General features: G+C 64.0%; 19 protein-coding genes. 9 read left to right on the top strand and 10 right to left on the bottom strand.

The annotated features are described in order from the left end of the window. Window positions 1-146: 146 nt before the first annotated feature. Both J7355_RS07320 and J7355_RS07315 read right to left on the bottom strand, forming a co-directional pair. Entirely contained in the window at window positions 147-2,084 is a 1,938-nt protein-coding gene (locus J7355_RS07320) for a prolyl oligopeptidase family serine peptidase (RefSeq protein ID WP_209061292.1), read from the bottom strand. Further along, window positions 2,081-2,860 (bottom strand): NRDE family protein, encoded by a 780-nt coding sequence (locus tag J7355_RS07315; protein ID WP_209061290.1) that lies wholly within the window; start codon window positions 2,858-2,860, stop codon window positions 2,081-2,083. Before J7355_RS07315 ends, J7355_RS07320 begins: the two co-directional genes overlap by 4 nt. A gap of 77 nt (window positions 2,861-2,937) precedes the next feature. Here J7355_RS07315 and J7355_RS07310 point away from each other — a divergent pair, with 77 nt between their 5' ends. Continuing rightward, window positions 2,938-4,269 (top strand): NAD(P)/FAD-dependent oxidoreductase, encoded by a 1,332-nt coding sequence (locus tag J7355_RS07310; protein ID WP_209061288.1) that lies wholly within the window; start codon window positions 2,938-2,940, stop codon window positions 4,267-4,269. A gap of 29 nt (window positions 4,270-4,298) precedes the next feature. Here the strand turns inward: J7355_RS07310 and glnG are convergent, their stop codons facing one another. The 4 genes from glnG to glnA all read right to left on the bottom strand — a co-directional run bounded on the left by glnG (window position 4,299) and on the right by glnA (window position 9,265). Next, a complete protein-coding gene (gene glnG / locus J7355_RS07305) occupies window positions 4,299-5,804 on the bottom strand; it encodes a nitrogen regulation protein NR(I) (RefSeq protein ID WP_209061287.1) in 1,506 nt (501 codons plus the stop codon). Between the two features lie 66 nt (window positions 5,805-5,870). Next, on the bottom strand, window positions 5,871-6,950 hold the full coding sequence (glnL, locus tag J7355_RS07300; protein ID WP_209061286.1) for a nitrogen regulation protein NR(II): 1,080 nt from the start codon (window positions 6,948-6,950) through the stop codon (window positions 5,871-5,873). 85 nt (window positions 6,951-7,035) lie between these two features. Further along, window positions 7,036-7,752, bottom strand: coding sequence for a DUF4124 domain-containing protein (locus J7355_RS07295; protein WP_209061285.1), 717 nt, complete (start codon window positions 7,750-7,752; stop codon window positions 7,036-7,038). A gap of 103 nt (window positions 7,753-7,855) precedes the next feature. Further along, on the bottom strand, window positions 7,856-9,265 hold the full coding sequence (gene glnA / locus J7355_RS07290) for a glutamate--ammonia ligase (RefSeq protein WP_247739847.1): 1,410 nt from the start codon (window positions 9,263-9,265) through the stop codon (window positions 7,856-7,858). A 259-nt stretch (window positions 9,266-9,524) separates the two neighbouring features. On the opposite strand from glnA, the gene glyQ reads away from it, so the two are divergent. From glyQ to gmhB, 3 genes are read left to right on the top strand one after another with little or no spacing between them, the layout of a single operon-like run. Beyond that, window positions 9,525-10,418 carry a glycine--tRNA ligase subunit alpha gene (gene glyQ, locus J7355_RS07285; RefSeq protein WP_247739846.1) on the top strand — a complete coding sequence of 298 codons (894 nt, stop codon included), beginning with the start codon at window positions 9,525-9,527 and terminating at the stop codon, window positions 10,416-10,418. Then, window positions 10,415-12,487 carry a glycine--tRNA ligase subunit beta gene (gene glyS, locus J7355_RS07280; protein WP_209061282.1) on the top strand — a complete coding sequence of 691 codons (2,073 nt, stop codon included), beginning with the start codon at window positions 10,415-10,417 and terminating at the stop codon, window positions 12,485-12,487. The genes glyQ and glyS overlap by 4 nt, the downstream gene beginning before the upstream one ends. Before the next feature lie 40 nt (window positions 12,488-12,527). Continuing rightward, window positions 12,528-13,085, top strand: coding sequence for a D-glycero-beta-D-manno-heptose 1,7-bisphosphate 7-phosphatase (gene gmhB, locus J7355_RS07275; protein ID WP_209061281.1), 558 nt, complete (start codon window positions 12,528-12,530; stop codon window positions 13,083-13,085). 44 nt (window positions 13,086-13,129) lie between these two features. On the opposite strand, the gene gyrB is transcribed toward gmhB, so the two are convergent. The 4 genes from gyrB to dnaA all read right to left on the bottom strand — a co-directional run bounded on the left by gyrB (window position 13,130) and on the right by dnaA (window position 19,364). Beyond that, on the bottom strand, window positions 13,130-15,550 hold the full coding sequence (gene gyrB, locus J7355_RS07270; RefSeq protein WP_209061280.1) for a DNA topoisomerase (ATP-hydrolyzing) subunit B: 2,421 nt from the start codon (window positions 15,548-15,550) through the stop codon (window positions 13,130-13,132). A 63-nt stretch (window positions 15,551-15,613) separates the two neighbouring features. Further along, a complete protein-coding gene (gene recF, locus J7355_RS07265; protein ID WP_209061279.1) occupies window positions 15,614-16,687 on the bottom strand; it encodes a DNA replication/repair protein RecF in 1,074 nt (357 codons plus the stop codon). Window positions 16,688-16,697: 10 nt separating this feature from the next. Then, complete coding sequence (dnaN, locus tag J7355_RS07260; protein WP_209061278.1) at window positions 16,698-17,798, bottom strand: DNA polymerase III subunit beta; 1,101 nt, start codon at window positions 17,796-17,798, stop codon at window positions 16,698-16,700. A gap of 252 nt (window positions 17,799-18,050) precedes the next feature. Further along, window positions 18,051-19,364, bottom strand: a complete 1,314-nt coding sequence (gene dnaA / locus J7355_RS07255; protein WP_209061277.1) for a chromosomal replication initiator protein DnaA — start codon at window positions 19,362-19,364, stop codon at window positions 18,051-18,053. 182 nt (window positions 19,365-19,546) lie between these two features. Between dnaA and rpmH the strand changes: the two genes are divergently transcribed. The 5 genes from rpmH to J7355_RS07230 all read left to right on the top strand — a co-directional run bounded on the left by rpmH (window position 19,547) and on the right by J7355_RS07230 (window position 23,705). Then, window positions 19,547-19,681: a 50S ribosomal protein L34 gene (gene rpmH / locus J7355_RS07250; protein ID WP_209061276.1), complete on the top strand. Its 135-nt coding sequence runs from the start codon at window positions 19,547-19,549 to the stop codon at window positions 19,679-19,681. 10 nt (window positions 19,682-19,691) lie between these two features. Further along, window positions 19,692-20,081 carry a ribonuclease P protein component gene (gene rnpA, locus J7355_RS07245; RefSeq protein WP_209061275.1) on the top strand — a complete coding sequence of 130 codons (390 nt, stop codon included), beginning with the start codon at window positions 19,692-19,694 and terminating at the stop codon, window positions 20,079-20,081. A gap of 18 nt (window positions 20,082-20,099) precedes the next feature. Next, window positions 20,100-21,842, top strand: a complete 1,743-nt coding sequence (yidC, locus tag J7355_RS07240; protein ID WP_209061274.1) for a membrane protein insertase YidC — start codon at window positions 20,100-20,102, stop codon at window positions 21,840-21,842. 10 nt (window positions 21,843-21,852) lie between these two features. After that, complete coding sequence (gene mnmE / locus J7355_RS07235) at window positions 21,853-23,211, top strand: tRNA uridine-5-carboxymethylaminomethyl(34) synthesis GTPase MnmE (RefSeq protein ID WP_209061273.1); 1,359 nt, start codon at window positions 21,853-21,855, stop codon at window positions 23,209-23,211. Between the two features lie 86 nt (window positions 23,212-23,297). Further along, complete coding sequence (locus tag J7355_RS07230) at window positions 23,298-23,705, top strand: ectoine synthase (protein ID WP_209061272.1); 408 nt, start codon at window positions 23,298-23,300, stop codon at window positions 23,703-23,705. Window position 23,706: the final 1 nt, after the last annotated feature.

The following is a 23,706-nucleotide window of genomic DNA, read 5'->3' as shown; positions in this document are numbered from 1 at the left end:
GACCCCTGACCGCGAACGCCGCCGGGTGCGCGAATCTAGGTTACCCCAAACGGCGGTCCCGCTCGCAACACGAACGGGCACAGCCGCTGCCTTGATCTACTCGCCGGCGCCGCTTTCGGATGAGCCGCGGGCGCCCGGCGGCCGGGCTACGCGAAATTGTCGATGCGTAAATCGACGATGTCCTCGACGCCGGGAATATCGAGCACGCGCGTATAGAAAGCGCGCTCGGATTCGATGGCGGTACGGATATTCGCCGCGTCGCGAAAGCCGTGGCGCTCTTCGGCGAACGTCACGTGGGCCACCGGCACGCCACGTTCGCGAAGCGCGGCGGCCATCGTGTCGGCCTGGTCCGGCGGCACCACCTTGTCCTTGAGGCCCTGCAGAAACAGTACCGGGCAGGACAGCCGCTCGGCGTGCGCGAGCGGCGAGCGTTCAACCAGCGTTGCGGGCGCATCGCCGATCAGTCGATGCAGATAGCGGGACTCGAACTTGTGGGTCGAGGCCGTCAGACGGGTGAGATCGCCAATGCCGTAATAACTGGCGCCCGCAGCGGCGACATCGGCAAAGGTGAGCACGCAGAGCACGGTATACCCGCCTGCACTGCTGCCGGAGATGACCACGCGCTCGCCGTCGACCCGGCCGGCGGCGGTGAGATGATGCGCGCCGTGTACGCAGTCGGCCACGTCGGCCACGCCCCAGGCGCCGGTCAGCTTCTGGCGATAGGCACGGCCATAACCCGTGCTGCCGCGATAGTTCACATCCAGCAGCGCATACCCGCGCGAGGTCCAGTACTGGATGCGGGCATCGAGCGCGGTACTCGTGGCGCCGGTTGGCCCGCCGTGACACTTGAGAATCAGCGGCGGCGCCGCGCCCTGCGGGCCCGTGCAGGCCGCACTCGCGGGCGGGTAGAACAGACCATGGGCGGTGTCGCCATCGGCCGTGGCCCAGGAGACCGGCTCGGGCGCGGACAAGACCGCGTCGGCGGGCAGGCCGTCCGTAGCGCGCAGCACGCGCGCCTGGACGTCGGACGAAACCGCGATCAGTTGCTTCGGGGTGCGCGCATCCGCGGCGATGACGACAATCTCGTTACCACAAGCCTGCAGCTGCTCGTAGAAATCGTGACCCAGCGACCAGGGCATGAACTCACCCGACCCCTGGTCGACTTCGCCAAGCTGCCAGATGCCATCGCGGGTGGCCATGGCGATCAGACGGCCGTCGTCGGTGAACGTATAGGTGCTCTGGCCGAACACCCATTGCGGCACCCCGAACTCGGCGGTTTCACGGGTGAGCGCTTCGAAACCGTCACCGTTGTCGCGCTCGCGGTGAATGTTCCACCAGTCGCTCGCGTCGCAGACAATATGCAATCGGCCGGCGGCATCGAAGCACGGGCCGAACAGCGACGCTGAGCACGGCGCCCACAGGCAGTCGGGTTGTGCCACGGTGCCATCGGCGTCGATATCCGCCTGCCAGAGCTCGGTGGTATCCCAGGGCATGTCGGGATGATTCCACGCCAGCCAGACCAGTCGATCGCCGGCCGGCGACAGCCGCGGGCTGGCATAGAAATCGTGCCCCTGCGCGATTACGCGCCGGTGGCCATCGGCATCGATGCTTTCGACGGTTGCCCGCGGCTCGTCGCCATCGCGCGGCGTTTCGGCGATCGCGAACAGGCGGTCATGCGCCGCGTCGAACTGCAGATCAGCGAACTGGCCCGGTTTGGCGGCATCGGTGATGGGCGCGAGTTCGCCCGATGGCGCGCGCCGCCAGATCGCCTGATCCGCGGCATTGACGAACCATACGGTACCCGCATGCACGGTGAACGCCGCGCCGCCGTACTCGTGTACGGCGCTGCGCGCACTTGCCGGCGCGTCCAGCAGCGATACCGCTTCGCCGTCGTCGTCGAGCCGCATGATCGTGTTGCGCCCGGCCTCGTCCGGCCGGCTTTCGATCCAGTAGAGTACCGGCGTGTCGCCGGCGCGATCGATACAGACATCGCTGAGCTTTCGTCCGGCAGCGGCGACATGCGCTGCCGTGATGGGCGAAGGCCAGCTGCCGTAGGCACGCTCGCTATGCTGCGAATCGGTCATGAACGGTCTTCCTTGTCGATACGCCAGTCCTGATCAACACGATGAGTGATGCGCGCGTCGGCATCAAAGCCGCGCTCGTGAAAATGCACGCGGCCGCTTCGGTCGCGACGAATGACCGTCGACGCCCGTGTGCCGTACATGGCGCTGCGAATGAACAGCGGCGACAGAAAACGCTCGCGCTCGTCGCCGACGCCCGTATCCGGCAGGGCCCGGGCCGGCGCGATATCCGTATCGGCGAGCAAGTCGCACAGGACGTCGTCTTCAAGCGCGCCAGCACCGAGCAGCGTCTGCAGTCGGTCCTGGGCACGCTCGGTCTTGGGCCAGTGGTCGCCCCAGTGGCCATTGGAGATCGCATGCACCCCGGGACGCAATGCCATGTGTCGCACCGAGCCCCGGTTGGACACGAACCAGAGCGTGTCGCGATCGCCGACCAGCAGATTGAACGGCCCGAAGGCCGGGCCTTGCTCGGCCATGCGTGCGGCCCACGCGCTGGCCCCGCACGGCTCGGCGAAATAGTCGCGTACCAGCAGACCCCGCGAACGCACCGGCGCAGCGCGTGCGGGCTCGCGCACATTGGTCACCGCCGCGAAGCGACCGTGGCGATCGACCGCACACCAGGCGCCGCCGGCTTCGCGATCACGCCCGCCGAATGTGCCGGCCGGCGCCTGCCACCAGTGCGCCGCTTCGGTGGGGCGTTGATGGAACTCGTCGCGATTGGCCGCGACCACCAGATCGAGCTGCGGATGCGCCTGCCAGGCGAAGGCGATCAGGCACATGGCAAGCCACCGGTGGCCGGCGATCGACCGCAAGCCCGAACTGCTAAGCTACGCCTCCACGGAGAAGGGGGTACACCGTGCGAAGACAGGAAGAAAAACATCATGTCGTGATCGTGGGCGGCGGCTTCGGCGGCCTGTTCGCCGCGCGCAAGCTGGGCCGCAGCGGCTACGACGTGACCCTGCTCGACAAGCGCAATTTCCATACGTTTCAGCCTCTGCTGTATCAGGTCGCGGCCGGCATGCTCACCACCGGCGACGTCTGCACCCCCCACCGCGTGACGCTGCGTCACAAGAAGAACGTGCGCACGCTCATGAGTACGGCCTACGATGTCGATCCAGACCGCCGGATCCTGTATCACGAGGCCGGCGAACTGCGCTACGACACGCTGATCGTGGCCACCGGCGTGAAGCACGCCTATTTCGGCAACGACCAGTGGGGCGAGTTCGCGCCCGGACTCAAGACCGTGGAACACGCGCTGCGCATGCGCCGCAAGATCTTCTACGCGTTCGAGACCGCCGAGCTTACCAGCGACGAAAGCCAGCGCGCGCCGTGGCTGAACTTCGTGATCGTGGGTGCCGGCCCCACCGGCGTCGAACTGGCCGGGGCAATCGCCGAACTGGCGCATCGCACCATGGTGGACGATTTCCGCCATGTCGACCCGCAGAAGGCCCGCATCCTGCTCGTCGAGGGTGCGGACCGGGTGTTGCCGGTGTATCCGGAAAAACTGTCGCGCAAGGCCGAGGCCATGCTCGCCGAGCTCGGCGTGGAGGTCATCACCGGCACGCTCGTGGGCTCGATCGACGAGAACGGCGTGGTCATGAAGGACGCCGACGGCAACGAACAGCGCGTCGCGGCACGCACCGTCCTGTGGGCAGCCGGGGTTCGTGCCTCGGCTTTCGGCGAGGCCCTGGCCGAGCGCACCGGCGCGACACGCGAGCGCGGCGGGCGACTGCGCGTCGACGGGTCGCTGGCGCTGCCGGGCCGGCCGGACATCTTCGTGATCGGCGATCTCGCGGCGGTCACGGACCGGCGCGGCAAGGACGTGCCGGGGCTCGCGCCGGCGGCGATCCAGCAGGGCGAGTACGTTGCCAGGCTGCTCAAGCGCCGGGCCGCGGGCAAGGACACGCCGGCGTTCAAGTTCAAGGACCAGGGCAGCATGGCGGTGATCGGGCGCAATCGCGCGGTCGGCAGCCTGCCGGGTTTCACCGTGTCGGGCTTCAACGCCTGGCTACTCTGGGTGATCGTGCATATCTATGCGCTGATCGGCAGCGAGCGTCGATTGCGGGTGATGCTGCAGTGGGTATGGAAATACTTCACCCGGCGCACCGGCGACCGGCTGATCACCGGCCGGCCGCCCAACACGCAACGTATCCGCGCGGAACACCGCGCCGGCGACGACAGCGCCTGAGCCGAGCCGGCGTCGCGAGACGGGCGCCGTCAGGCGGTCTCGGACTCCATGCCGAGTTCCTTGATCTTGCGGGTGAGCGTATTGCGCCCCCAGCCGAGCAGACGTGCGGCCTCCTGGCGATGCCCGTCGGTGCGGGCCAGCGCGGCCCGGATCATGACCCGCTCCAGGCTCGGGATCGCTTCGTCGAGCAGATGGTCCGCGCCTTCGGCCAGCCGCGCGTTGGCCCACTGCGCCAGCTGATCGTCCCAGCCGCTCGCGGTTGTCGCCACCGGCGCGGGCTCGCCGGCCGGGCGGGCGGCCACCGCCGGCGATGCCATCGGCGACGGTGTGGCAGAGGGCGTCGCGGCCGCGAGGGCGCGATCGTCGCGCAGCTCCTGGGGGAGATCCTCGAACACCACTTCGCGCCCGGGCGCCATCACCGTAAGCCAGCGGCACAGGTTTTCGAGCTGGCGCACGTTGCCGGCCCAGTCGAGTGAACTCAGGAAGTCGCTCACCGGCGTGCCGAGCGACTTCAGCTCCATGTCGAGTTCCTGCGCGGCACGGCCGAGGAAAAACTCCAGCAACAGCGGAATATCCTCCCGGCGCTCGCGCAGCGGCGGCACGCGCAACCGGATAACGTTCAGGCGGTGGAACAGATCTTCGCGGAAACGGCCCTTGCGTACCTCGTTCTCCAGTTCCTGATTGGTCGCCGCGATGATGCGCACATCCACGCTGACCGGCGTATGCCCGCCGACACGATAGAACTGACCGTCCTGCAGTACGCGCAGAAGCCGGGTCTGCAGATCGGCCGGCATGTCGCCGATCTCGTCGAGAAACAGCGTGCCGCCGTGGGCCTGCTCGAACCGCCCGCGCCGCTGGGCCGCGGCGCCGGTGAACGCCCCCTTCTCGTGGCCGAAGAACTCCGACTCCATCAGATCCTTCGGGATCGCGGCGGTATTCACGGCAATGAAGGGCCGGCTGGCCCGCGGACTGTGCTCGTGCAGGGCGTGCGCGACGAGCTCCTTGCCGGTGCCGGACTCGCCGGTGATGAGCACCGTAATGTTCGATGCCGACAGCCGGCCGATCGCGCGAAAGACCTCCTGCATCGCCGGCGCCTCGCCGATGATGATTGACGCCTGCGGCTTGGTGGCCTCGCTTTCCGGCTCGTCCTCGCGCGCCAGCCGCGCGGCGCGGGTGACCAGCTCGACCGCCTCGTCGAGATCGAACGGCTTGGGCAGATATTCAAACGCACCGCCGCGATAGGCGGATACGGCACTGTCCAGGTCGGAGTGCGCGGTCATGATGATGATCGGCAGGTCCGGCTGGATGGCACGCACCCGGTCGAGCAGATCCAGACCCGAGATGCCCGGCATGCGAATATCGGTCAGCAGCACATCGGGCACGTCTTCCTCGATCGCATCGAGCAGTTCGGCGCCGCCTGGAAACGTGCGAACCGCAATGGCGGCACCGGTCAGCGCACGTTCGAGCACCCAGCGGATCGATTCGTCATCATCGACGAGCCAGGCCGTGAGCGTGGCGGTATCCGGCGACGTCATCGTACCCACCCCGTCACGACGCGCGCGGTCGGTTTCAGGACCACAGCGGGCTGAACAACAGCGACCTTAATCATCATCGGCGGCCTCCAGGGGCAGAATGACGCTGAATACGGTCTGCCCGGGGCGACTTTCACACTCGATGAGCCCCTGGTGCAGGTGAATGAGGTACTGGGCGATCGGCAGACCCATGCCGGTGCCTTCGGCGCGCGAGCTGACCATCGGATGGAAGATGCGCGGCAGCAGGTCGCGCGGTATGCCGGGGCCGTTGTCGATCACGTCGATACGCGCGACCAGCCGATGCTGGGTGCCGCCGATGGTGAACAGACGCTGGGTGCGCGTGCGCAGCAGGATGTCGCCGTTGCCGTCGAGCGCGGTCACGGCATTGCCGACGAGATTGAACAGCGTCTGGATCAGCTGTTCGCGGTCGGCGCGGATTTCCGGAATGCTGGGGTCGAAATCGCGCTGGAGCGTGATGCCTTCGGGCAGGTCGGAATTGATCAGCGCGCGCACGTGCTCGAGCGGCTCGTGGATGTTGAGCGGCTGCTTGTTGGGCGGCCGACGCGGGCCGAGCAGGCCGTCGACGAGATTCTGCAGCCGGTCGGCCTCGCGGATGATCACCGTGGTGAATTCCTTGAGGCCGTTGTCGTCGATCTCGCGCTCGAGCAGCTGGGCCGCGCCGCGCAGGCCGCCGAGCGGATTCTTGATCTCGTGGGCGAGCCCGCGAATCATTTCGCGATTGGCCAGATTCTGGACCCGCATCTGGTCGTCGCGGGATATGCGCAACTGCCGGTCGAGCGAGAGGAATTCCAGCAGCAGTGCCGAGTCGCCGTTGCGATCGGTGAAGGGCGTGACCGTACAGTCGACCGTCAACGGATCGCCGCCGCCGGCACGCAGGTAGAGCTCGCGCTCGGTGAAGGCCGCGCCTTCGTAGAGCGCGGATTCCAGCTTGCTGCGATGGTCCGCGAGATAGGGCAAAGCCTTGTCGAAGGCTTCGCTGCCGCAGTGCCGGGCCGACACGCCGAACAGCATCTCGCTGGCGGTATTCAGGTAGGTGACCCGCAACCGGGCATCCAGACAGACGACGGCGGTCTTGAGGTTATCGAGAATCGTGTCCGGCCGAACACCGATACTGTCGCGGGCAATCATGATGGCTGCAGAAGCAAGACTCGGGCCAGTACAAGAGACCGGCGAAGCGCGCGAACGCGCCGTCGCTCTGCACCACTATAGTGCCTTAACTGGGAGGTTGCCCGGCACTGCCCGTGGTGGTGTTAAACCGCGGCGCTGCCGGAGCGCCCGAACTGTTGCCCGCCGGTGGTGCAGCAACCGAGCCACTGGGGGTTTCGCTGTCCGACGCACCACCGCCCTGGTTGGCATTGAGCGGCGAAATGGCCGACGGCGGCTGCATGTAGAAGGTGACCGGCTCGGTGCGACGGATCTCTCTGCCCTGATAAAGCAAGGCCGCGCTCAACGTATGGCTGCCGCGCGGCACGTTGCCGAGCTGCAGCGTGGTCTGGTCGGTGGGCGACTGGGGTATCGGGCTGCCGTCCAGATAGTAGGTGATCTGTTCGCCGTCGCGCAGACCGTCCGCGCCGCCGATGGTGACCGAAACCGGCACGATGCCCTGGGCGTCACGAAAGGTTTCTTCGGACTGCGGCCGCAAGATCCGCGGCAGCCGCGAATCCGCGCTTTCGGCCCGCGAGCCGGCATTCGCCGACGGCGACATGGCGCGCAATTGCTCGAGCGCCTGAGGATTGCCATCCGCGCTCTGCAGCCCGGGCAGGTTGGCGCGTTTCGCCCCGCCATGCGCAGCGCTGTCGCTGTAATGACGCACGCCCTGGGCATCGACCCAGGTGTAGATGTCGGCCTGTGCGACGCTTGCCGCGAACGAGACGACACAAAACAGAAGCAGCTTGTTCATAAGGTGCAATCTAGCGCGCACGGCGCGCATAAAAAAGGGCGCACCCGACGAAAGGGCGCGCCCTGCTGGCCGATGGCATGCCGCACTCAGGCGAACACGCGGTACCGGCCTCCCCTGAAGCGGGAATCCCGCTCTAGCAGGAGTAGTACATGTCGAACTCGGCCGGGTGCGTGCTCATCTTCATGCGCAGCACTTCTTCCATCTTGAGTTCGATGTAACCGTCGATGAGGTCGTCGGTGAACACGTCGCCCTTCTTGAGGAAGTCGCGATCCTCGTCCAGCGCCTTGAGCGCTTCTTCCAGCGACTGGGCGACGGTCGGAATGGCTTTTTCCTCTTCCGGCGGCAGATCGTAGAGATCCTTGTCCATGGCTTCGCCCGGATGGATCTTGTTCTGAATGCCGTCGAGGCCGGCCATCATCATCACCGAGAACGCCAGATACGGGTTGGCGGTCGGATCCGGGAAACGCACCTCGATACGACGCGCCTTCGGGCTGGAGACCCAGGGGATACGGATCGAGGCCGAGCGGTTGCGGGCCGAATAGGCCAGCAGCACCGGTGCCTCGAAGCCCTTGACCAGACGCTTGTAGCTGTTGGTCGAGGCGTTCGCGAAGGCGTTGATCGCCTTGGCGTGCTTGATGATGCCGCCGATGTAGTACAGCGCCGTCTCGGAGAGACCGCCGTATTCTTCACCGGAGAAGATGTTCTTGCCGTCCTTGGACAGCGACTGGTGCACGTGCATGCCGGAACCGTTGTCGCCGACCAGCGGCTTGGGCATAAAGGTCGCCGTCTTGCCGAAGCTGTGGGCAACGTTGGCCACGCAGTACTTGTAGACCAGCAACTCGTCGGCCTTCTTGACCAGCGTGTTGAACAGCATGCCGATTTCGCCCTGGCCGGCGGTGCCCACTTCATGGTGATGCACTTCGACGGTCAGGCCCATCTCTTCCATGGCCAGACACATGGCCGAGCGGATGTCCTGGTGGGAATCGACCGGCGGCACCGGGAAATAACCGCCCTTGATACCCGGGCGATGGCCCATGTTGCCTTCCGGGTACTTCTTGTTGCTGCTCCAGTAGCCTTCTTCGGAGTCGATCGCGAAGCCGGCACCCTTCATCTCGTTCTGCCAGGTGACCGAGTCGAACACGAAGAACTCGGCTTCGGGGCCGAAGAACGCCGTGTCGGCGATACCGGTGGACGCCAGATAGGCTTCGGCACGCTTGGCGACGGTGCGCGGGTCGCGCTCGTAACCCATCATGGTGTTGGGTTCGAGAACGTCACAGCGGATGATGACGGTGGGTTCCTCGAAGAACGGATCCAGCACCGCGGTGCTGTCATCCGGCATGAGAACCATGTCGGACTCGTTGATGCCCTTCCAGCCGTCGATCGACGAACCGTCAAACATCTTACCTTCTTCCATGAACTCTTCGTCGACGATATGCGCCGGCATGGTGACGTGCTGTTCCTTGCCGCGCGTATCGCAGAAGCGGAAATCCACGAATCTCGCTTCGGTTTCCTTGATGAGTTTGAGCGCTTCGCTACTCGACATTGATGACTCCTTGTAAGTAGAACCCGGTTGAACTGTCTGCTGCAGAGCAACGAGGACAGCCACTATAAAGGCAGTTTCCATGCCACGTCATCTTTGCCTGTTTTCGGGTCACAGCGCGCCTCAATGCACTTTTATAGTGCTTTAGAAGATCGATTAGGGTGCAGACGAAAGACGCTGCACTTTTTTGGTGCTGATGCCGCGCCACCATGAAAACAGCGTGTTTTCGTTATACTCCGCGCTCGAATCAAGGACAGTTCGCATGGATTTCCAACAGCTCATCTTTCGGCTGCAGCAATTCTGGGCCGAGCAGGGGTGCGCCATCGTGCAGCCGCTGGATATGCCGGTCGGTGCCGGCACTTTTCATCCGGCGACCTTTCTGCGCTCGATCGGGCCCGAACCCTGGCGCGCGGCCTATGTACAGCCGTCGCGCCGACCGACCGACGGCCGCTACGGCGAGAACCCGAACCGGCTGCAACATTACTATCAGTTTCAGGTATTGCTGAAGCCGTCGCCCAAGAACATTCAGTCGCTGTATCTGCAGTCGCTGGAGGCGTTGGGTCTGGACATGTCGATCCACGACGTGCGCTTCGTCGAAGACAACTGGGAATCGCCGACACTCGGGGCCTGGGGTCTTGGCTGGGAGATCTGGCTCAACGGCATGGAAATCACCCAGTTCACGTATTTCCAGCAGGTGGGCGGCATCGACTGCCGGCCAGTTTCCGGCGAGATCACCTACGGGCTCGAGCGCATCGCCATGTATATCCAGAACGTGGAGAGCGTCTACGACCTAGTGTGGTCCGACTCGCCGGCGGGCACGATCTACTACGGCGACGTGTTTCACCAGAACGAGGTCGAGCAGTCGCGTTACAACTTCGAACACGCGGACGTGGACGCGCTGTTCACACACTTCGATGCCCTGGAGACCGAGTGCCAGCGCCTGATCGAGGCCGAACTGGCCTTGCCGGCCTACGAACGCATGCTCGAATGTTCGCACACCTTCAATCTGCTCGACGCACGGCACGCCATATCGGTGACCGAGCGCCAGGGCTATATCCTGCGCGTGCGTACGCTCGCTCGCGCCTGCGCGCAATCCTATTACGCATCCCGTGAAGCCCTCGGATTTCCGCTGCTCAAGAACAGCGAGGCTGCATGACCGCTACGCTACTCATTGAAATCGGCGTCGAGGAACTGCCGCCGAAAGCCATGCGCGCCCTGGCCGACGCCCTCGCCGACGGCGTCACCCAGGGCCTGCGAGATGCGGGCCTGGCGATCGGAAAGACATCGCGCTATGCGACACCGCGTCGGCTGGCCGTATCGATTACCGACGTGGCCGAACAGACCGCGCCGGAGGCGGTGGAGAAAGCCGGCCCGACCGTGGCAATCGCCTTCGACGACGAGGGCAACGCGACCAAGGCAGCCGAGGGCTTTGCCCGCTCGCTGGGCACGACGGTCGACGCACTGGCCCGCGAGGACAGTGACAAGGGGGAGCGTCTCGTCTATCGCGCGACCGAGCCGGGCAAGCCGTTGGCCGATCTCCTACAGGGCGCGGTCGACAGCGCCCTGCGCGGATTGCCGATTCCGAAACTGATGCGCTGGGGCGATTCGGATACCGGCTTCGTACGGCCCGTGCATTGGGTCGTGGCATTGCACGGCGCGCAGATCGTGCCGTTGACGCTGTTCAAGGAAGCCGCAGATCGCAATACGCAAGGTCACCGTTTTCATCATGGCGGCACCATCGTCCTGGAAACAGCTGACGAATACGCCCGCGCTCTCGAGGAGACCGGCCATGTGATCGCCGATCCCGACGTGCGCAAGGCGCGTATCGAGTCCCAGGTTACCGCGGCAGGCGAGACATTCGGCGGCCGCGCGCTGATCGACGACGGATTGGTCGAAGAGGTGACGGCTCTGGTCGAGTGGCCGGTGGGTATCGCCGGCACGTTCGATGAACGTTTCCTGGTGCTGCCGCGCGAGGTGCTTATCTCGACGCTGCAGGAACACCAGCGCTACTTTCCGATCGAAGCCGGCAACGGCGAACTGATGGCCGGGTTCGTGACCGTCGCCAACCTCGAAAGCCGGGACGTCGCCCAGGTCATCGCGGGCAACGAGCGTGTTGTGCGCCCGCGCCTTGCCGATGCGCTGTTCTTCTGGGAACAGGATCGCCGCCGGGGCCTCGCGGCCCATGTCGACGGGCTGGCCCGAGTCACGTTCCAACAGTCACTGGGCTCGCTCGCCGACAAGAGCGGGCGGGTGGCCACCCTGTGTAACCGGCTTGGCGAGGCTGCCGGCGCCGATTCGGACACATTGGCGCGGGCCGCCGAACTCGCCAAGGCCGATCTGCTTACCGAAATGGTCGGCGAATTCCCCGATCTGCAAGGGGTGATGGGCTATTACTACGCCCGCGATGGCGGCGAGTCAGACGATGTGGCAACCGCGATCACCGAACAGTACGCGCCGGCCCGTGCCGGTGCGCCGATCGCGGCCACGCCGGCAGGCCAGGCCCTCGCGCTTGCAGATCGCCTGGACACCCTGGCCGGAATCTTCGCCATCGACCGGCGCCCGAGCGGCGACAAGGACCCGTTCGGCCTGCGTCGCGCGGCGCTCGGTGTACTGCGAACCCTCATCGAGGGCAATCTGTCGCTCGATCTTCGTGCCGAGCTCGACCATGCGCTGAGCATGCAGCCCGTCGAACCGGCCGAGGGCAGCCTCGAAGCGCTCTGGACGTTCCACATGGAACGTCTGCGCGGTTACTACGCTGAGCGCGGCATCAGCGGCGACCGGTTCGATGCCGTCGCCAATCTCGGCCTGCGCGATCTTGTGGATTTCGATCGGCGCATCGTCGCCGTCGATGCGTTCGGCCGCGAAGCGGCGGCACAGACCGTTTGCGGCGCACACAAGCGAATCCGCAACATTCTGCGTCGAAATGCATCCGAGCTCGATGGCCGGTCGTTCGACGATCGCCTGGTGGAACCGGGCGCCGAAACGCGGCTGGCGCAGGCGCTCGAAGCGCAGCGGGACGCCGTCACCGGCGCCATGCGTGACGAGGATCCGGCCCGGGCGCTGGCAGGCCTTGCGGCACTTGCCGAGCCACTCGACGCGTTCTTCGACGACGTGATGGTCATGGCCGAGGACGACACCCTGCGCCAGAATCGCCTGGCGCTGCTTCAGGCGCTCGACCGGCTTTGCCGAGAGGTGGCGGATATTTCCTGTCTGGCCCTGGACTGACGCACTGGACGCGCCCACGGACATCCAACAGACTGACCGCATGAAACTGGTCATCCTCGATCGCGACGGCGTCATCAACGAAGACAGCGACGACTTCATCAAGTCGCCGGCCGAATGGCGCCCGATCGCGGGCAGCCTCGAGGCCATCGTCAAACTCAAGCACGCAGGCTTTCGGGTGGTCGTGGCGAGCAACCAGTCGGGGCTGGCGCGCGGCCTGTTCGATTACGACACGTTATTCGCGATCCACGACAAGATGACCCGAATGCTCGCCGATATCGGCACGCAGCTGGACGGCATCTTTTTCTGCCCGCACGGACCACAGGACGGCTGCACCTGCCGCAAGCCGCATACCGGCCTGCTCGACGATATCGCGCGCCGATTCGGCCGCTCGATCGAAGGCGTGCCATTCGTCGGCGACAGCCTCTCGGATATTAACGCGGCGCGCGATGCCGGTGCCCAACCGGTGCTGGTGCGTAGCGGCAAGCCGCTGCCACACGACGCCTCGCTGGACGGCGTGCAGACCTACGCCGATCTGGCGGCGGCAGCCGAGGCCCTCATCCAGACCCACGCGCCGCGCAGGCATAAAAAAAGCGGCTGAACGACCAGCCGCTTTTCAAACCCGGGGCGGTGACATGCCGCTCGTCAGATATCCAGATTCGACACCATGAGCGCATTGCGCTCGATGAACTCTCGGCGCGGCTCGACATGATCGCCCATGAGCGTCGTGAACATCTGGTCTGCGCCCACGGCGTCGTCGATCTTGACCTGCATGAGACGCCGACTGTTCGGGTCCATCGTGGTTTCCCAGAGCTGGTCCGGATTCATCTCGCCCAGCCCCTTGTAACGCTGGACATTCTGGCCGCGCTTGGCTTCGGCGAGGAGCCATTCGTATGCGGCCTCGAAAGAATCGACAGGTTCGCTGCGCTCGCCACGGCTGACCTGGGCGCCTTCGCCAATCAGGTCGAGTAGTTCGTTGCCCAACGCGGACATCCGCTGGTACTCCTCGCCGGTAAAGAAATCCTCATGCCAAACAAAGGTGTGCGGGATCCCGTGACTGAAACGCACCACTTGGAGATGCAGCGGCCGTTCATCGTCCGCCGGCTTGATCTGGACCTCGTAGCGGTGCCGCGCCTCGTTACGTGCATCCAGCCGCGCCTGGAGTTGTGCGGCCCAGTCCTGCATGCGCTCGGCGTCCGAGAACAGCTCGGGTGTCATCGGCGCGAGATAGGTCATCTCCTTCAGAGTCGCCGGATCGAAGCGGCGGGTCAGACGGTCGATATCCTCGAGCATCCCCATGAAGCGCTGGGCGAGATCGGCGAGCGCATCGTCCGCAATCGGCGGCGCATCCGCACTCACGCGCAGCTCCGCCTTGTTCAGGGCAAGTCGCAACAGGTAGTTGTCGAGTTCCTTGTCGTCCTTGACGTAATACTCCTGCTTGCCGCTTTTAACCTTATACAGTGGCGGCTGCGCAATGTAGACGTAACCCGCCTCTATCAGGGCGAACATCTGGCGGTAGAAGAAAGTCAGCAGCAACGTCCGGATATGCGACCCGTCGACGTCGGCATCCGTCATGATAATGATCCGGTGATAGCGCAGCTTCGCGGGGTCGAACTCGTCGCGGCCAATACCGCAGCCGAGCGCAGTGATGAGGGTGCCCACTTCGACGGACGAGAGCATCTTGTCAAAACGGGCTTTCTCCACGTTCAGAATCTTGCCCTTGAGCGGCAGGATCGCCTGATTGTGACGATCACGACCCTGTTTCGCCGAGCCACCGGCCGAGTCACCCTCCACCAGGAACAGCTCGGACTGCGACGGGTCCTTTTCCTGGCAGTCCGCCAGCTTGCCCGGCAACCCAGCAACATCCAGTGCGCCCTTGCGGCGTGTCATGTCGCGAGCCCGACGTGCCGCATCTCGCGCGCGCGCCGCCTCGATCACCTTGCCGGCGATTACCTTGGCATCCCGCGGGTTTTCGAGAAGGAAGTCGCTCAGATGCTCGTTCACCGTGGATTCCACGACGGCGCGAACTTCGGACGACACCAGCTTTTCCTTGGTTTGCGACGAGAACTTGGGGTCCGGGACTTTCACGGAAATAACGGCGGTCAGACCTTCACGGGCGTCGTCGCCAGCCGGCGCGACCTTTTCCTTCTTGGCCAGTCCTTCCGAGTCGATATAGCCGTTCAGCGTCCGTGTGAGCGCGCCCCGGAAGCCGGCCAGATGGGTGCCGCCGTCACGCTGCGGGATATTGTTGGTGTAGCAGAACACGCTCTCCTGATAGGAGTCGTTCCACTGCATCGCCACCTCGACGACGATATCTTCACGCTCGGCCGTGAAATAGCACACGGACTCATGAAGCTGCGTCTTGTTCTCGTTGAGGTTCTCGACGAAAGCGCGAATACCGCCCTCGTATTCGAACACCACGTCGCGCTCGCTCGCCTCTTCGCGCAGGCGAATGCGCACGCCTGAATTGAGAAACGACAGCTCCCGAAGACGCTTGGCCAGAATATCGAAGCTGAAGGTGATGTTCGTGAAGACGTCCGCACTGGGATGAAAATGGATGGACGTACCGGTTTTGTCGGTGTCGGCCTGGGTCGCGAGATCGCCCATCGGCTCGCCCATGCTGTAGGCCTGCCGATAATGCTTGCCGTCGCGATAAATATTGAGCTCGAGCCGGTCGGACAATGCGTTCACGACCGACACGCCGACACCATGAAGGCCGCCTGAGACCTTGTACGAGTTCGCGTCGAATTTACCGCCGGCATGGAGCACGGTCATGATGACTTCGGCTGCCGAGCGCCCTTCGCCTTCGTGGTAGTCGACCGGAATACCGCGGCCATCATCGGTGACCGTAATACTCTGGTCGCGATGAATGACGACCTGAATCTCGTTGCAGTACCCGGCGAGCGCCTCGTCAATCGCGTTATCCACGACCTCAAAGACCATATGGTGTAGACCGGTGCCGTCATCCGTGTCACCGATATACATGCCCGGCCGCTTTCTTACGGCCTCGAGCCCCTTCAGGACCTTGATACTACTGGAGTTGTAATCGCCGTTAGATTCCGCCATATGCCACCGCAGTTCACGCAGGATTCAATCGAATCAATCTTGCAATTCTACCACGGTGGCGGCTTAACGCCGGGTCACCGCCCCATGTTCCACGTGGAACATCCGCGCCTCCGCCAATGCCTCCGGCACGAGCGACGCTTCGAGAAACGTGACGAACGATTGCCCGCCGAGGGCGGCAATTTCGTGGGCCAGCACTTCGCGATAACGAGCACCGAGTTCAGCGGCCATATCGTCGATTAAAAGAACAGGCCGAATGCCGCGGCGGGCATATAGAAGCTCGGCCTGGACGAGAAGCAACGCGGTAGTCAGTATTTTCTGTTGGCCGCGTGACACCCAGTCACGCGCATTTGCGCTGGCGATCGTTACACGGAGGTCAGCCCGATGTGGGCCTTGCTGGGTGAAACCGGCACGCAAATCCTGATCGAGATTCGCGGCTAGCGCATGGCCCAACCCGTCCTCACCGCGCCAGCCGCTGTCGTATTCGAGAGAAACGGCTTCGTCCCCCAGAAGACGGCGCGCCTGGGCAGGTAATCCGGCATGAAGCTGGTCGATGTAGGCTCGACGCGATGCGTCCACGAGCTCGGCGTTGCGGACAAGTTCCGCATCCCATGCAATGACGTCTTTCTTAGGCCAGCGGGATTTGAGTGCGCGATTGCGCTGACGTAAGGCGCGTCGATAACGCCGCCACGCAGGGAAAAAAGTGTGTTCCACGTGAAACACGCCCCAATCCATGAAATATCGACGGTAACGCGGCCCCTGTTCCAGAAGGCGGTGGACGTTGGGGTCGATGAGTTGAAGGGGAAGCGCGTTGACGAGATCAAGGCGCGTGGTGTTCGGGTCACCATCTCGACGATAGGTGATTGCCCGGCGGGTTCGCTGGATCCCGATACGGTGTGAACGTCCCCCGGGAACATCAATTTCGCCCGACACGGTAAATGCTTCGGCGTTACGCCGAATTGCCGGCCTGGGGCCCGATTGTCGAAACGACTGCCCCCGGCCCAGGAAAAAAATCGCCTCGAGGAGGCTTGTTTTCCCCGAGGCGTTGTCTCCGGTGATGACGTTTACACCTGCGTCCGGCGCAAGTTCTACATTTTCGAAGCACCGAAAGTCATGCAGTCGCAGGCTTGAAAGGTGCATTCGGGCCAGACTAGAGACGCATGGGCATGACGACATACCGCGTCGCGGGATCGTTTACCGCTTGCAGCAAACCGCTGCTATCCGGGCCCGACAACGACAGGGTGAACTCTCCGCTATCCATGGCGCCCAACGCCTCGAGCAGATAATTGACGTTGAACCCGATTTCAATCGGATCACTGTCGTAGCTGACCTGGATTTCATCCTCTGCTTCTTCTCGTTCCACGTTCTGGGCCTGAAGCCGAAGACTGTGGTCGTTGAGAGCCAGCCTCACGCCGCCGAATTTCTCGTTGGAGAGAATCGCTGTTCGAGAAAGCGCCTGCCGAATCGTGTCGCGATCGGCATGCATCTGGCGGTCCGCCTCCTGGGGAATGACGCGTTCGTAATCCGGGAACCGCCCATCGATCAACTTGGTTGTGAACACGAGGCCAGGCAGTTGCAGGCGAAGATGCTTTGAGGACAGCTGCAACGTGATTTCAGCTTCGCTGCTATCGAGCAGGCGAACCAGTTCGGTGATCGCCTTACGCGGCACGATCGCCTGTATTGGTTCGTTGATTCCCGTCTTCACCTGTGCGTCGCTCAGGGCGAGACGATGTCCATCGGTGGCCACACAACGGGCGCGATCTTCCCGAAGCGACAACAACAGTCCGTTCAAGTAATAGCGCACATCCTGATGTGCCATTGCAAAGTGTGTGCGGTCCAGAAGCCCTTTCAGTACCCGCTCGGCAATGGCAATCCTTTGACCTTCCTCGACTTCGTCGAGATACGGCCAATCCTGAGCGGACATTGTCGCCAACGTGAACCGAGAGCGACCGGACTGCACGCGTGTCTGTTGCTGATCATGGTGCAGCGTAATTTCCGCATCGTCTGGCAGGCCGCGGCAGATATCGAGCAGTTTTCGTGCCGGTACTGCGGCAGAGCCCGGGTTGCTGATAACGGCGGGTGTATCGGTGATCAGCTCGAGTTCGAGATCCGTTGCGGTAACGATGATGCGATCGTTTTCTGCCCGAATAAGAATATTCGACAGAATCGGCATCGTCTGTCGACGTTCCACGACGCCGATAACGGTCTGGAGAGCAGTGAGCAGATCCTTGCGCTGCACGGTGAATTGCATGACGGGCTCCGGGAACAGTCGTCTTTGTTGTCTTAAGGACTAGTAAGAAAAGCTAGTAGTAGTAGTAACTGGTGTGGTTCAACTCTGTCGATAACCGGTTTTTATTCAATAAAAACAGACACCTGAGATATTATTAAGATTGTTCTAAAAAGCGTTCGAATCCTGTTGCTCGGCTGTGGACAGATTGTGCGTTCTTCATCCAGGGCACGCGCCTTTTCGAGGCTTCAGTAATTGTCCACGCGCTATCCACAGTCAGCTTGTGAGTATCCGGCTCAGGTTGGCGTAGTCTTCGTCGACCCGTGCGTCGGTTTCGCGTAACTCCTTGACCTTGCGGCAGGCGTGCAGGACCGTCGTGTGGTCGCGTCCGCCGAATGCCTGGCCGATTTCCGGCAGGCTGTGGTTCGTGAGTTCCTTTGCGAGCGCCATCGATATCTGACGCGGGCGTGCCACCGAACGGGTGCGTTTCTTGCCGAGCAGGTCGGCGAGTCGCATCTTGTAGTACTCCGCGACCGTGCGCTGGATGTTCTCGAGCGTGACCAGCCGGTCGTATACGGCCAGCATGTCGTGCAGCGCCTGCTTGGCGAAATCCACCGTGATGGGCGTCCCGGTAATCTGGGCGGACGCCTTGAGGCGATGCAGTGCGCCTTCCAGGTCGCGCACGTTCGATCGCACGCGCTTGGCGATGAAGAACGCGACCTCCTGCGGCAACGCGACCCCATGGGCATCGGCTTTGGAGAGCATGATCGCGACCCGTGTCTCCAGTTCCGGCGGTTCGACGGCCACGGAAAGCCCCCAGGAGAACCGCGACTTGAGTCGATCCTCGAGGCCTTCGACTTCCTTGGGAAATCGATCGCAGGTGATCACGATTCGCTGATTGGACTCGAGCAGCGAATTGAACGTATGGAAGAACTCCTCCTGCGATCGATCCTTGTTCGCGAAGAACTGGATATCATCGATCAGCAGGGCGTCCAGTGAACGGTAATGCGCCTTGAAGCGATCCATCCGGTTATGCCGGATCGCGGTGACCATCTCGTTGACGAAGTGCTCGGAGCGAACGTAGGCGACCTTGGCCCGCGGATTGTTATCCAGCAGGCGATTGCCCACGCTCTGCATCAGATGCGTCTTGCCCAGACCTACGCCGCCGTAGATCAGCAGCGGGTTGTAGGCCATGTTGTCCGGATTGGCGGCCTGCTCGGCGGCCGCACGGGCGATCTGGTTGGATTTACCCTGAACGAACGCCTCGAAGGTGTAGCGGCTGTCCAGGTTGTGGCGCGATGCGGGCGGCGCGGCCGCGGCCTCGTTTTTCGTGCTGGTGTCGGGTTTGCGCCCGCCGCCGACCAGCACCCGGATTCGCTTGGGTAAGGCACCGAGATCGTTCAGCGCGTTGGCGATCGGTGTCCGCAGTTCGCGCTCGACCTGATCACGCACAACCTCGTTCGGGGCCATGAGATCGAGCCCGTCATCGTTGAACTCGGCCTCGAGGGGGCGCAGCCAGAGGTTGATGTCCTTTTCAGGCAGCCGCGCCTCGATATGCGTCAGACAACGTTGCCAGAGCGTGTCAGCCAAGATCCCATACTCCGTAGCGAAAAAAAGCGCTGCCTTGCCGGCGCGCCGGCGCCTTACCCTAGCGTACGAGCCACAACTTATCCACAGCGTTTTTCACCGCTTGCAAGGGCATGGGGCGGGCGACTAGAATCCGCGCTCTTTACCGCGAAGTGCGTCCGTCAGGCCGCCGAGTCGAGACCGTCATGAAAAGAACCTATCAGCCGAGCAACCTGCACCGTAAGCGCACCCACGGCTTCCGTGCGCGCATGGCTACCAAGAATGGTCGCGCCGTGCTGGCATCGCGCCGTGCCAAGGGCCGCAAGCGCCTGACGCCGTAGGAAAAACCGGGTGGCGCAGGCTGGGTTTCCCGCGACTGCGCGCCTCAGGCAGGCGAGTGAATTCCGAGCCGTTTTCGCTCGCGGCCGAAAGTACGTCAGCCGCGGATTCGTGATCATCGCTGCCCCGGGCGGCGCCGATCGATCGCGGCTTGGGCTCGCGCTCGCCAAGCGCAGGATCGCGCGCGCCGTCGACCGGAACCGGGTCAAGCGGGTGCTCAGGGAATCTTTTCGCAACAACCGCCACCGGCTCGGCTCGATCGATGTCGTGGTGCTGGCCAGAAGCCGTACGGCCGCGATGGACAACGCGGCACTGTTCGCCCAGCTCGCCGAGATATGGCCGCAGCTGGAACGCCTGAACAGCCGGCCGCCGCACGACCATGGGTCCGATCAGGCCCGTTAACGAGGGATTTCCCCACGCATGGAAAATATTCGTTTCGGACTCCTCTGCGCTATCGGCGTCCTGTGTTTTTTCCTCTATCAGGCCTGGCAGACCGACTACGCACCCACCCAGGCTGACGCCACGTCGGCCAACGGCCAGACGGCCGGCCAGAACGATTATGCGTCGGCCGACGAGGATGATGTGCCCTCGCTGTCCTCGGCGCCAGAAAGCGACGGTGGTCCGGAGCAGAGTAGCGATTCGCGCCAGGCGCAGACCGGCCAGGACGACGAGCCGGTTGTCGGCGAAGCGGATCAGATTCATGTCGTCACCGACCGGCTCGATGTCATCATCGACACGCGCGGCGGCGATCTTCGCAAGGTCGAGCTGCGCGGCGTGCCGGTGTCGTCGGAAAAGCCGGACACCAACCTGCGCCTGATCAACGACAGCGCGCCGAACTTCTTCATCACCCAGAGTGGTCTCGTGGCCGACGGCGCCAAGGCGCCGGATCATCGCTCGACCTATCAGGCGGAGCGCAAGGAGTACGAGCTCGAGGACGGCCAGGACACGCTCGAGGTGCCGCTGACCTGGACCAACCAGGCCGGGCACGAGGTGACAAAGGTCTACACCTTCCACCGCGACAGCTATCGCATCGGCCTGAACCATCGCGTGACGAATAATGGCGACAGCCCCTGGCGTCTGTCCCAGTACGTGCGGTTCTGGCGCGCGCCCTACGAAATCACCGGCGACGTGCCCTTCGCCCAGGCGTTCTTCGGCGTCGGCTGGTACGACCGCAAGGACGGCGGCGACAGCTACAGCTACCGCACTGAAAGCCACGAGGATCTGGCCGAAAACCCGCTCGAGCTGACCCAGCAGGGTGGCTGGGTGGCCATGATCCAGCACTATTTCATCGGCGCCGCGATCCCGCCGCCCGACGCCAAGGCGCGTTTCTTCGGCCAGCCCAAGGACGTGCCCAACGCGGCTGGCGGTTTCGCGACCGGCTTCATCGGTGCCCAGCAGCAGGTGGCTGCCGGCTCGCAGGCCGATTTCGAATCGACCCTGTTCGTGGGCCCGAAACTGCAGGATCAGCTCGAATCGGTGGCGCCCGGGCTCGGGCTGACCGTGGACTATGGCTGGCTGACCGTGCTCGCCAAGCCGATCTTCTGGGTGCTGGAACATCTGCACGCGCTGGTCGGCAACTGGGGCGTGGCCATCATTCTGCTGACGTTCCTCATCAAGCTCGTTTTCTACAAGCTGTCCGAGACGCAGTACCGGGCGATGGCCCGCATGCGCAAGTTCGCGCCGCGCATGCAGCAGCTCAAGGAGCAGTACGGCGACGACCGCCAGAAGCTGCAGTCGAAGATGATGGAGCTCTACAAGAAAGAGGGCTTCAACCCGCTGGCCGGCTGTTGGCCGATGCTGGTCCAGATGCCGGTGTTCATCTCGCTGTACTGGGTGCTGCGTGAATCCGTCGAGCTGCGGCATGCACCGTTCATGCTCTGGATCCAGGACCTGTCTGCACCGGACCCCTACTACATTCTCCCGGTGATCTTCGGCGTGACCATGTTCCTGCAGCAGAAGCTGACCGCGAACGTCACCATGGACCCGATGCAACAGCGCATCATGCAGATCATGCCCGTCGGCCTGGCGGTGTTCTTCGCCTTCTTCCCGGCGGGGCTGGTGCTGTACTGGTGTACCAACAACCTGCTCTCGATCGGCCAGCAGTGGTACATCTATCGCAAGCTGGACGCCGAAGGCCTGGGCCACAAGGCTGCCAGCAGCTGACCGCCCCGGCATGAGCGCGGCGCCCGGCGACACCATCGCGGCACTGGCCAGTGGTGCCGGGCGAGCGGGCGTCGGCGTGATCCGTGTCTCCGGCCCGGCGGTCCCGGAGATTGCGGCCGCGCTCATCGGTGAACTGCCCGCGCCACGGCGCGTACGCGTTTGCGGCTTTCATGATCGCGAGGGCATCGCGATCGACCACGGGGTAGCGCTGTATTTCGCGGCCCCTGCCTCGTTTACCGGCGAACATGTGCTCGAACTGCAGGGCCACGGCAGCCCCGTGCTGGTCGACATGCTGCTGGCACGCCTGCTGGAGCTCGGCGCGCGCCTCGCCGATCCCGGGGAGTACTCGCGGCGCGCCTTTCTCAACGACAAGCTGAGCCTCAACGAGGCCGAAGCGATCGCCGATGCCATCGATGCCGGCAGCGGCGCCGCCGCGCGGGCGGCCATGCGCTCGCTCGAAGGGGCATTCTCGGCCGAGGTGAACGCCCTGGTTGAAGCGCTCATCGAGCTGCGTGTCTATACCGAAGGGGCTATCGATTTTCCGGACGAGGACGATGTCGATTTTCTCGGCGACGGCGAGATCGCGCATCGCCTCGACGCCCTGCGTGAGCGCCTGCGTCTTCTGACCCGCCAGGCCAGCGAGGGGGCAAGCCTGCGCGAAGGGCTGCGTCTGGTCATCCTCGGCGCGCCGAACGTCGGCAAGTCCAGCCTGCTCAACCGCCTCGCCAGGCGCGATACCGCAATCGTCACGGATATCGCCGGCACCACGCGGGATGTGCTTCACGAGCAGCTGTCCATCGACGGGCTACCGCTCACGCTGGTGGATACCGCGGGCCTGCGCGAAACCCAAGACCCGATCGAGGCCGAAGGCGTGCGTCGGGCGAAAGCCGAACTCGAGCGCGCCGATCGCGTGTTGCTGGTGGTCGACGACGCGCAGGGCATCGGCCCGGAGGAACAGGCCCTGCTCGAAGACATCGGTACCCGCTGCGCGGTGACCATCGTCGCCAACAAGATCGATCTCACCGGTGCACCGGCCGGCCCGGCGGAACTGGCGGGCCGCGACGCCGTGCGCGTGTCTGCGACCGCGGGCACCGGGTTCGACGCGCTGGCGCGGCATCTGAAGGAGGCCGCCGGGCTGAGTGACGACGCCACCCCGGCTTTCATGGCGCGCCGGCGTCATCTCGACGCGCTGGCGCGGGCGAGCGCCGCTCTCGAGACCGGGCACGAGCGTCTGGTCGTCGACGCGGCCGGGGAGCTGCTTGCCGAGGAGCTGCGCCTGGCGCAGGCAGCGCTGGGCGAGATCACCGGTACCTTCACCAGCGACGATCTGCTCGGCGCGATCTTCTCCAGTTTCTGTATCGGCAAATAGCCCCCGGCCATTCCGTAGTCTGCCGGATGGGCCGTGTCGGCCGCGGGCTATAGCCTGTGCGGCCATCGACCGAGCCGAAACAGGGCATGACCATGGTTGTTCGCGATCACGACGATGCGCAAGAGTCCGCAATCGATGAAGAGAAGTTCATCAGTCGCCGCTACACGCTGCGTGCCGATGGCATGGGCCACTCCTTTCACGAGACCTACGTCAAACCCGGCTGCGCGCTGCACATGTGGTACAAGAACCACAAGGAAACGGTGATCTGCATCGAAGGCGAAGGTCGGATCGAGGACCTCACCGAGGGCGGCCAGTGGGACCTGAAGCCGGGCGTGCTCTATGCCCTCGACAAGAACCAGCAGCATATCCTCTCGAGCGAAAAGGGCATGACCGTGCTGTGCTGTTTCAGCCCGGCGCTCGTCGGCCCCGAAGATCACGACGAACAGGGCAGCTACCCGCTGCTCGACGACGACGGCAGCGTTCTGCAGCGCTGAG

Source organism: Endozoicomonas sp. G2_2 (genome assembly GCF_017744135.1).
In the GTDB taxonomy this organism is placed as follows: Bacteria; Pseudomonadota; Gammaproteobacteria; order Nevskiales; family Salinisphaeraceae; genus Salinisphaera.
The sequence above is the reverse complement of the archived record's forward strand: the minus strand, read 5'-3'. Positions and strand labels throughout refer to the sequence as shown.

Bases quoted from the DNA above. Each gene is read 5' to 3' on its own strand.
- rpmH (WP_209061276.1), top strand. From the start codon at position 19,547: ATGAAAAGAACCTATCAGCCGAGCAACCTGCACCGTAAGCGCACCCAC.
- glyQ (WP_247739846.1), top strand. From the start codon at position 9,525: ATGGATTTCCAACAGCTCATCTTTCGGCTGCAGCAATTCTGGGCCGAG.
- dnaN (WP_209061278.1), bottom strand. From the start codon at position 17,798: ATGCAATTCACCGTGCAGCGCAAGGATCTGCTCACTGCTCTCCAGACC.
- J7355_RS07320 (WP_209061292.1), bottom strand. From the start codon at position 2,084: ATGACCGATTCGCAGCATAGCGAGCGTGCCTACGGCAGCTGGCCTTCG.
- glyS (WP_209061282.1), top strand. From the start codon at position 10,415: ATGACCGCTACGCTACTCATTGAAATCGGCGTCGAGGAACTGCCGCCG.
- gmhB (WP_209061281.1), top strand. From the start codon at position 12,528: ATGAAACTGGTCATCCTCGATCGCGACGGCGTCATCAACGAAGACAGC.
- J7355_RS07315 (WP_209061290.1), bottom strand. From the start codon at position 2,860: ATGTGCCTGATCGCCTTCGCCTGGCAGGCGCATCCGCAGCTCGATCTG.
- J7355_RS07230 (WP_209061272.1), top strand. From the start codon at position 23,298: ATGACCATGGTTGTTCGCGATCACGACGATGCGCAAGAGTCCGCAATC.
- glnA (WP_247739847.1), bottom strand. From the start codon at position 9,265: ATGTCGAGTAGCGAAGCGCTCAAACTCATCAAGGAAACCGAAGCGAGA.
- recF (WP_209061279.1), bottom strand. From the start codon at position 16,687: ATGCACCTTTCAAGCCTGCGACTGCATGACTTTCGGTGCTTCGAAAAT.
- yidC (WP_209061274.1), top strand. From the start codon at position 20,100: ATGGAAAATATTCGTTTCGGACTCCTCTGCGCTATCGGCGTCCTGTGT.
- gyrB (WP_209061280.1), bottom strand. From the start codon at position 15,550: ATGGCGGAATCTAACGGCGATTACAACTCCAGTAGTATCAAGGTCCTG.
- glnL (WP_209061286.1), bottom strand. From the start codon at position 6,950: ATGATTGCCCGCGACAGTATCGGTGTTCGGCCGGACACGATTCTCGAT.
- glnG (WP_209061287.1), bottom strand. From the start codon at position 5,804: ATGACGTCGCCGGATACCGCCACGCTCACGGCCTGGCTCGTCGATGAT.
- mnmE (WP_209061273.1), top strand. From the start codon at position 21,853: ATGAGCGCGGCGCCCGGCGACACCATCGCGGCACTGGCCAGTGGTGCC.
- J7355_RS07295 (WP_209061285.1), bottom strand. From the start codon at position 7,752: ATGCGCGCCGTGCGCGCTAGATTGCACCTTATGAACAAGCTGCTTCTG.